A 9158-nucleotide genomic window follows, 5' to 3' on the forward strand; every position below is an offset into this window, starting at 1 on the left:
TTCACTTCTGGTTTTTCCTCTGGTTTTGTTTCAGGTTTTGGGTCTGGCTTCACTTCTGGTTTTTCCTCTGGTTTTGTTTCAGGCTTTGGATCTGGCTTCACTTCTGGTTTTTCCTCTGGTTTTGTTTCAGGCTTTGGATCTGGCTTCACTTCTGGTTTTGTTTCTTTTTCAACTGCATTAATAGAGTTATATAAGAACTGACTATACGCTTCACGTGTTACAAACATTTTTGGAGAATACATATTATCTCCTGTACCAATTGTAACCCCATTTTCTTCTAATGCACTAATTGCACCGTAAGACCAAGAATTTTTATCAACATCTGCAAATTTTGTTGTTTTCGTTGCCTTAAATTTAAAAGCATTTGTAAGCACTTGTGCCATTTGTTCACGAGTTAAAATATCATCTGGACCATATTTTCCATCACCAAATCCATTTACAAGTCCCGCTTTAGCAAGTGCTAAGATTTCTTTTTCAAACAAATGCCCTTTAATATCAGTAAAAGGATTTTTGAAGCTAGCATCTGCATCTGCGGGTTTAACGTACATATAAATCATACGAGCAACTTGCCCACGAGTTACATTGTCACCAAAACCAAAGATTTTATTTCCGTACCCTTGTACTACTTTACGATTTGTTAAATCATAAATTGCTTTCGTAGACCAGTGATTTGCTGGAACATCACTGAATTTTAGTGAATCTGTGTTATCAGCCTTAGCAGTAAATGCTCCTGCTCCTAATAAAGATGTTCCCATAATTGTTAGTGCTGTTGCTGTTTTTAAAAATTTGTTTGCCATTGTTTGTTCCTCCAAATATATTAGTTTTTTCATAGATTCTTTTATTGTACCGAATTTAAACATAAAATCCAGATACTTTAACATATTAATTTATTAATTTATTAATTAGCGTTTTTTTATAACTGCTGTTCTATATGGAAAATATTACCATATAAAAATAGGCTTGTAAAGTATTTTTATATATTTATTTATAAATATATTTTTCTAGCAAAAAAACCATACTTTTCAGTATAGTCTTTTATAGTACAAATCTTAGAATTTTCATTACTTAAAATATACTTGTCCCAATCCATCTTTACTCGCCCATATCGGAGCCTTTATGCCATCTACCCCAATCAGCTTAAATATGAAGAAATGGTGTTCTGCTTTCACCTTAAAAGAAAGAGGTTGACTATGATCAATGCGTCCCTTTGTATACTCATACTTCCAGCCATCCATCTTTTCTTCTTTCATTCTTTTCTCTATCCCGGGGACTAAATCCACCCTTTTTCCATTGTAATCATATTGAAATCCACCCTTATTCTCTGCGATTTCAACCATATCAGAAGCAAAGTTATGTGCTTTCACTAACTGTATTCCATACAAAACACCTTCGGGTAAAAGGCTGATTAATAATAAAGAAAGTGTAAGGAATAGAGCTGTAGTTACTGTATTTTGCATTCTTAATGCACCTACTCTTTTTCTTTATTTTACGTTTCCACCTAATTGTTTTTCTTTTGCATTTGCATCGTAAATAATAATACTTCTTGCTTTACTCTTTATTGTTTCTTTTTTTTCATCAAATTGCTTAAAGTAACTAGCAGCTTCTGCATCACCTTCGACAGCAATCATTGCCGGTTTCTCCTGTACATCATGGACAGTAAAGTTACGTTTTGAAGCAGGATCTTTAAAATCCGCATTACCGTTATACGCTTTTTCAAACTCTTTTTTCGCTTTTTCTGGATCAATAGCTATTTCTTCTTCTGCACGCAGAGTACCTACTTTTACAGACTTAGCCACAGCTATCTCGCCTCCCCTTTCTAAAGACGATTTATTATCAGTATGGGTTGTATCTCCAATTACCATATCAGTTACAAAGAATAGACAACCTACAAATAACAGCAACATACTTGTTGCAATAATAAACTTTTGCATTCCTCTTCACACTCCCTTAACTTTCAGACTTTCGAAATCGAAATCCACTTAAAATGGAACTTTTCTTTTGGTTCAACAATTGGTTTGGTAGCAATAACTCTGCTATTTCCTTCATAATTCCTTCTAACTCTTTATAATAGTTCCGACTAGATAGTAACGTACTACTATTTAATTGAGATTCAAATACATCTTCTATCTCATATGGTGGTAAAGCAGTTATTACCTTATCTCCAAAACATTCTTCTATTACTTCATGCTTTAAAAGTGCAGAAGAAAACTTATTCCCAATGATTCTCGTTTTCTCTAAATCTAAGTAAGAAACGAGCTTTCTCTCTTTTGGTGTAAGAGGATGCGCTATCTTTAGCAATTGATGCAGATCTGGTTCCGCTACAAAGAATATGTAATCTGCCATTTCACAGATCTCATGGTATAAATCCTTATCCCAATCGCTCCCTGCATCAATAATAGATATAGGTGCTTCTTGGTTGGCCAATAAAACCTTAATAAAATGGTCAAAGTCCTGCTCTGTTTCATTTTTCAGCTCTTGGTCCACTATAGGATTCTTTACGATATAATTTATTTTTCCTTGCTTCCATTTTGGAATTGATAATATATCAGATTCCTTCTGTAACATCTCTTTATACCGCTGCAACATAAATTCACTACGATAATTTTCTGGTGCTTCTGTATATCCCTTTAATAACGGATACGTATAGCCATCATCATATAGATTCTCTATATAATTCACATCAATCTGTAGTTCATTTAAGTAAGCTGCTAAAAGATGTGAAACAAAAGTAGCACCACTTCTCCTGTTCATGCTGGCCACAACAATTGTTCTTCTTGGAATAGCAATACCGATTTGTTTTTCATATACCGGCTCAAAAGCCAATTTATACTGTTTTTTTATAACAGGTGCTTTTGGCATCTTCTCTGAGACAGACTTACGCTTTTGTTTGTTTTTAAATAGTTTGTTGGAATTAGAGGCAGGTTCACAGTTGCCGCCTTCCCCTAATTCACTTGATGCTTCCTCTTCTTCCTCATCAAGAGGAACCTCGGGCAACTTTGTTTGTTGCGGTGCCTGACTTGCTCCTACAATTTCCGCCACATTTTTAATATCCGATTCCTGTAGCAGCTGCGGGATGACTTTGTTATCAATATCAATTTTACGAGAATTAAAAATGTCATAGATACCTAGATAAATCAGTTTCGCCAAAAACTCATCATCATTTTCACGCTCTGTAAATACCACAATACGAATATCGCGATTAAAGCGAATATCTCTTAATTTCTGTAAGATAATCAATTCACGTTTCTCTTCATGTCCCGCATCAATATTTAATCGTTTGTCATTAATACATAGAATATTGGGCTGTTCCGTATCTAGAATTTCATCTAGATACTTGATGTGCATCACATCACTATCAGCTACTTCAAATCCCGCACCAATAAAATCCTCACGTAAATATGCCGTATATACAGTATCGCTAATAGCTAAAACGATTTTTTTTACCATAGTGAACCTCCTACAAACTCTAACGTTGGATTAAAATCATGTTTTCAATTGGAATTTGTGCCTGAAGATGAACCTTCCCAATAATCTCATTCAAAATATACTCCATTTCAACTTGTTCCATTGAACGTGGAGCCCCAAAATCAGAATTTAGTTTTACTCGTATTTCTAATCGATCTTGTATCTCATGTAAAGGTGTATCAAGATAAAGAAAACTGTAGTATAAAACACCATCTTCAATATTTTTTTGAATCATATCCTTTGTTTGATGAATAAATGTAACCTCAGCAACCTCAATAAAAGGATTATCAATGGTTACTTTGCTATTCCAATTTAAAGTCCAAATCTCGCAATGCTCTTCCGCATGCACAACAACTCCGTTTACAGAAGGCGTAATTGAGAAGAAACGATCTACAGGAACTTTGGTTAATAAAGTGGTATCACCTTTCACTAATTCAAATCCTCTTTCTAATCGTTCATGTTCAAAAGCATATTCAGCACCACTGTATGCAACTTCACAAAATACTTGTTCTAATAATGGACGAATTCCCTCATATGTTCGTATAGCAAACACACTAAATTCCTGTGTTTCATCTGTTCGAATGATTTCGTACAATTCATATTCGGATGCATTTGCTAGGGCAAAAGGAATGTCTTTTATAAAATTCGGATCAGTATATAAATTCTCAGGTATTTTTGTTTCAGGATGATGTATAAACTCTAGACATAATTGATAACCTTTTAAAAATGCATTCTTAACAGCTGCAGGGAATAGAGTTTCAAAACGCTTTACATTATTTATAAACGTTTTTTCTTCAATTTCGTTATTAAATTCTCTTTCTTGTAATATATTTGCTTTATTTCCTAGTAATAAAAAGTAGTGATTAATAATGCAACTAATATTCTCCTCAAATGCTGCATTGCCCTCACAATACTTTGTAAATCTCTCTTTACTCATGTTTACAATTTCATTCATAGTTCAAATTCTCCCTTTTTTGATATTTATACAAAAAAAAGACACACCGATGGCAGGTTATGTGCCTTCGGTGTGTCCGTTTAGCTAGAAATTAAATCTATTAATTTGTATATTTCTCTTAGTTAATTGTTGTTCACGTATAAGAATACCTCTATGAATTTTAAAAGTCAATAGATTAATTACCCCATTGGAAACTTATATTTATTCCTTCTTTCTATTTTTCTATGTATCTAATCTAAAAAATACAAGTAATTAAATATAAATAATCACAAGTATTTTATATACAAACAACAAGAAATATATATAACTAAACCCAATTATTAATTATAAAGAGATTTAGCAAATACCTCTAAAGCCTCGCATTACATACGTTCCTGGCTATTAAGATAAATTCCCTATCGTAATATCCCCAATACAAACAAGCCTTCCATCATATAAATCACAAATTAAGAAGTTAAATACCATATTACTCAGAATTCACAAGTCTATAATTATATAATTAAGATATTCACAAGTAATGAATCGAATTATAAACAAACTAAATCGTATTTTAACGTAGCGTTAGCAGCTTATATACTTGCGTAAAAATGCTTGTAGAAATATTTTCCTAAATAAAAAAGCATGTCTTCAAAGTAAAGAACATGCCAAATAACCCTTGCTTTTAAGTGATTTTTTAACAAGGGCTGCTGTATTTATTTTTTTAAAAATTATACAAAGTCAGGATAAACACCATTTTGCTTATAATAATTTATCCTTGTATCGTGTCTTTCTTCTACAGATAAGCTTTTTTCTTTAAAATCCGTCCATGAATCTCTAAACTGTACACGCATAAATGCTGGAATAGAGAATATTTCTTGCTCTTTTGTGCAACTTTCAACTTGATCTAACGCATAAGTCATTGCGTAAATTAGTAATTCATTTTGTTTTTGTTTTGTTGGTAAATAGATTGCGTGATCAACAATTTCTTGTCTAAATGCAGTCATTATATTTTCTTTATCTTTTTTTCGTAACGCTTGTCCCATATGCTTTAAACGAGACACTGCTTCTTTTCTGCACTTTGCTATTGGTCTATGTAATTCTTTTTTATCATTCTCTATTACGCAGTTTGAAGAAAACACCACACTAAACTTCTCAATGATGATTTGTTTTACCTGTTTTCTTACACTTGTAATTCGTGAATCATTAGAATTTTTCTCTTTAGAGTCAATTGCAGTAAATTGCACAATAGGTTTTATAATTTCTATGTATTGTCGTACTTTTTTTGCATTACGCTTTAATCTTTCTTTTAAGAAAGCCATTCTTCTTGTGATCTGGAACTCATCAATATTATGTTTATAATGTTCCATACCCACTTTTCTTGAAAAAGTGTTGATTAAATTTAGAAGGAACATAATTCCCCTATTATCACGAGCCTTTACTAGACTACTCAGTATCATTGTTTGGATAAGGTGAAATGGAATACGGAAATACGAAAGCGTTATACCTGACATGTTTGAAGTTTCCGAAGCAGTATGGTTATACAATGCATAATCTACAATTTCATATACAGTACGATTTCCAACAGGTGTTTCTTTTACAAAATTACGCTCCAAACAAACTTGAAAACCTGTATAAATTGTTGTGTAGGGAATCCCGCTTTTCTTAGCAAGATCCATTATTTGAAATTCACGTGGAAGCATTCCTATATCATTACATTCAAAGTGAAGCAAGATGTAAGTAGCTAAAGCTGAAGATGGTAACTCTTTTCTTTCATTTTCTAGTTTTATTGTGTTTAATAGTCCATCAAAAAACTTAACCCCATGAACTTTAAAGTTCTGTTGGGAAAAAGCCATTTGCGTATGCATAATGTTGCTAGCTCCTTTCAAAAGAGCAGAAAAAGGCACTGTCATACCACGGATACAAAATATTACTCATAAAAAAGTAATATATGTATTATCACGGTAAACAATGCCTAAAAATACACAAGAAATCCCCTTTTTAAGTTGCACAAATACATAAGATACAGTAAAATTATCTTATAATTTCATGCAAAATAAAAAGGTTTGTTGGCTTTGTTTACCGCTGTCGTTGGAAATTTCTTTTGGGAATTTTGTGCGGTGTACCACAATGAAGTAGTTGGCGCTACTTCATTGGGCTGATGAACCTTTTTTTGCTTTATTATATTATATTTTTTTATTATATAAATATTTTATCGTTAATAAATCTGTATCTAGAAAAATACAAAATTATTAAAGTAACTACATCATATATAGTTTTTTCCATCGTTGCAAGGTGATTTTCTAAAAGTATAAACCCGGTGAACTTAACAAGAACGAAAACCTGCGTGTTAAACACCTACATGATCGCCTCTCAATCAAGAACCACCACCTTACGGACAAAAAAATAAATCACACATACTGCACTCACCCGATCAACTGCCAGCCAATCAAGAGTTTTAATCCCCTAATCCACAAATAATCCTCACGCAAATTCAAATATGACTTCTTTTCACCTTAAATTAGTTAAAATCAGTCAATCAACCATCAGTTAACCGATAAAATTATACCCAAATCCTTTTTATAGATTGAGCGGTGATCGAGTGGTTGGTTTTATTATATAGAAACTAGATTCAATCAGTCAATTAATCACCAGTCACTCGCATATGTTTCGTTTGTATTTTTAAAAATAGGTAACCGGTGATTAAGTGATTGAGAATCAATTGTGGTTTTTTCAGTAGCGAGATTAATTCTCGAATGTAATGCGGAATATATAGTTATAGTAAAAAATATTATTATTAGATTATTGTTCTATGAATTAATATAAATTGATTAGCAGAATAGTAATTTAATAGCGCTTAATTTGTATAGTAAACCTATAGTTATTATTAAGGGGGGTAAATGAAAAAATTTGATTTGGCACCAAAACCGTTTTTTGATATTTTAGGGGACCATGGTACAACTAATTTTGTAGATGGATATAGAACTGCTAAATCAAATTTGCATTTAGGAGAATTCAATTCATTAAAAGAAGCTAGGTAATTCATCTACAAATATGCTTATGAAACTCCTCAATGGCTCAATGTAGACGGAGATATTAATAAATATAACAATAAAACTATCCAGACCTGAAAGTAATAGTAAGTGACATAAGGGCGTAGTTGGAAAAAATATATGAAGTATGCCGATTTCAAAGATTGTAAAAAACAAAAGGAATTCGTTTCTTTTTACAAAATAAAAAAGAAACGAATTCCTTTTGTATCACGTTGTTCTATAATCTTTATTATTAAGCTTCTTTCTAATATCCATAAATGCTATGATCATTATTATAGTACATAATAATTTGAGCCAACGAAACTCATGGTCGAACATTAGACCAGAGAAGAATTCATAAGCGTACAACAAACCTATAATGGGAAATAGCCAATTCATAAACTTCAAATCCTTAAGATGATATTTATAATCATTAATCTTTTTCCACATATGTATCAACTCCTTTTAATTCTATTTATTACAATTTTAAGTTATAATAAACACAATTAAAAGGATAAAATACTAACTTTGAATTCATCATGTTATTTCATAAGAAATTAAGTATAGTAAAGATATTAAGTGTACTAAAGATTAAAAATAAGAAAGACTATCAAAATGATAGTCTTTCTTATTTTTTTCCAAAAAGCTTAGAGAAAAAGCCGCCTTTTTGTTCAGTATTCTCTTGTTTCTGGGCATTTGCACTTTTTTGTTCTTGAATTAGTCGTATAGTGCTCATTAGCTTTTCGTCACGTTCCTCTAAGCGCTTGTTAATTCTATCAAAATTATCCTGACTTTGTTTAGCTACAGCCGCGAAGAATTCCATGTTTTGCTTTGATAATTCAGCCGTCACTTTAGCTGTAACTTCCTCAGTAATCTTTTCTGTTAAAGCCTCAATCAAATCTGTATTTATCTGTTGTACTTTAACTAGCGATGTTTCTCTTGACTCATCATCGCCATCAACATATTCAGCATCAACATTACGAATAACTGTAGGATCCATATCTAAAAGCCCCACAATCTCGTGCTTTTTCTTAGACTCTGAATAATAATGTTTAATCTTCTTTACTGTATCAATACTATCCTCATGAACATATTTAAGTTGACGTTCTTTTTTTATGTTCAAGTACTCATCAAAATCATTTAACCATCTACGAAGAGTACTTTCAGGTATATCAAGCATGGTTGCTACTTCAGATACTCGATAATAACCATCGCTTAACTGTTCATCAATCATTTGCTCACCACCTAACTATATGATGCTTGTCCTATATACATTATATAAAAATTCTATAGAAACTAAAAGCACACCTTTGTAGAATACATAAAATATCATGTTTTTTTACTCCTGATCACTCGACCATTCATTGCTCATTTATTAGGTTTTATATCGGAAATCACATGTTATTGAGCGGTGATTAGTTGGATGAGCGCGATTTATTAATCACTATGTACAAAACCAGCACATCATAGCGGCAATTAATCTATTCTTATATCAATGCGTTTTTACATATTTTTAATTTCACATAAGAGTTATTAGGTACAAACAAAGGGATTTATTATCGTAATTATTACGTGAAATTAACCTGTGATTATTACGGGGATTATTACGGGTTATATTTCGGAAGTATTTAAAGTGTTGATATTAAAAGGTTCTTGATAAAACTTTGGAGATGTATTATAGTTAATATATACAATACTTCGGAAGTATATTCCGAAGTATCTACGGCATA

At 31.9% G+C, this 9158-nt stretch carries 8 protein-coding genes and 1 pseudogene; 1 reads left to right on the plus strand and 8 read right to left on the minus strand.

The features are described 5' to 3' along the window. The 6 genes from MR170_RS28795 to MR170_RS28820 all read right to left on the minus strand — a co-directional run. The coding region (locus MR170_RS28795; RefSeq protein ID WP_242310357.1) for an S-layer homology domain-containing protein at nucleotides 1–860 on the minus strand (860 nt) is incomplete at its 3' end. Between the two features lie 201 nt (nucleotides 861–1061). Further along, a complete protein-coding gene (locus tag MR170_RS28800; RefSeq protein ID WP_044798381.1) occupies nucleotides 1062–1457 on the minus strand; it encodes a DUF4320 family protein in 396 nt (131 codons plus the stop codon). Between the two features lie 24 nt (nucleotides 1458–1481). Further along, nucleotides 1482–1931, minus strand: a complete 450-nt coding sequence (locus tag MR170_RS28805) for a hypothetical protein (RefSeq protein WP_242310358.1) — start codon at nucleotides 1929–1931, stop codon at nucleotides 1482–1484. Nucleotides 1932–1947: 16 nt separating this feature from the next. After that, entirely contained in the window at nucleotides 1948–3447 is a 1500-nt protein-coding gene (locus MR170_RS28810) for a CpaE/TadZ family protein (protein ID WP_242310360.1), read from the minus strand. 19 nt (nucleotides 3448–3466) lie between these two features. Next, the gene (locus tag MR170_RS28815; RefSeq protein WP_242310362.1) at nucleotides 3467–4420 is read right to left on the minus strand and encodes a hypothetical protein; all 954 of its coding nucleotides are present in this window, start codon (nucleotides 4418–4420) and stop codon (nucleotides 3467–3469) included. 707 nt (nucleotides 4421–5127) lie between these two features. Next, nucleotides 5128–6264 carry a helix-turn-helix domain-containing protein gene (locus MR170_RS28820; RefSeq protein WP_242310364.1) on the minus strand — a complete coding sequence of 379 codons (1137 nt, stop codon included), beginning with the start codon at nucleotides 6262–6264 and terminating at the stop codon, nucleotides 5128–5130. A gap of 1032 nt (nucleotides 6265–7296) precedes the next feature. Here MR170_RS28820 and MR170_RS32535 point away from each other — a divergent pair. Beyond that, nucleotides 7297–7602, plus strand: a pseudogene (locus MR170_RS32535) (hypothetical protein); the annotation flags it as partial. 54 nt (nucleotides 7603–7656) lie between these two features. On the opposite strand, the gene MR170_RS28830 reads toward MR170_RS32535, so the two are convergent. Beyond that, nucleotides 7657–7878, minus strand: coding sequence for a hypothetical protein (locus MR170_RS28830; RefSeq protein ID WP_063676506.1), 222 nt, complete (start codon nucleotides 7876–7878; stop codon nucleotides 7657–7659). A gap of 178 nt (nucleotides 7879–8056) precedes the next feature. Beyond that, entirely contained in the window at nucleotides 8057–8662 is a 606-nt protein-coding gene (locus MR170_RS28835; protein ID WP_063676507.1) for a MerR family transcriptional regulator, read from the minus strand. Between the last annotated feature and the right edge of the window lie 496 nt (nucleotides 8663–9158).

This window comes from Bacillus cereus group sp. BfR-BA-01524 (assembly GCF_022662595.1).
Lineage (GTDB): Bacteria > Bacillota > Bacilli > Bacillales > Bacillaceae_G > Bacillus_A > Bacillus_A thuringiensis_S.

Bases quoted from the DNA above. Each gene is read 5' to 3' on its own strand.
- MR170_RS28810 (WP_242310360.1), bottom strand. From the start codon at position 3,447: ATGGTAAAAAAAATCGTTTTAGCTATTAGCGATACTGTATATACGGCA.
- MR170_RS28800 (WP_044798381.1), bottom strand. From the start codon at position 1,457: ATGCAAAATACAGTAACTACAGCTCTATTCCTTACACTTTCTTTATTA.
- MR170_RS28835 (WP_063676507.1), bottom strand. From the start codon at position 8,662: ATGATTGATGAACAGTTAAGCGATGGTTATTATCGAGTATCTGAAGTA.
- MR170_RS28820 (WP_242310364.1), bottom strand. From the start codon at position 6,264: ATGCATACGCAAATGGCTTTTTCCCAACAGAACTTTAAAGTTCATGGG.
- MR170_RS28830 (WP_063676506.1), bottom strand. From the start codon at position 7,878: ATGTGGAAAAAGATTAATGATTATAAATATCATCTTAAGGATTTGAAG.
- MR170_RS28815 (WP_242310362.1), bottom strand. From the start codon at position 4,420: ATGAATGAAATTGTAAACATGAGTAAAGAGAGATTTACAAAGTATTGT.
- MR170_RS28805 (WP_242310358.1), bottom strand. From the start codon at position 1,931: ATGCAAAAGTTTATTATTGCAACAAGTATGTTGCTGTTATTTGTAGGT.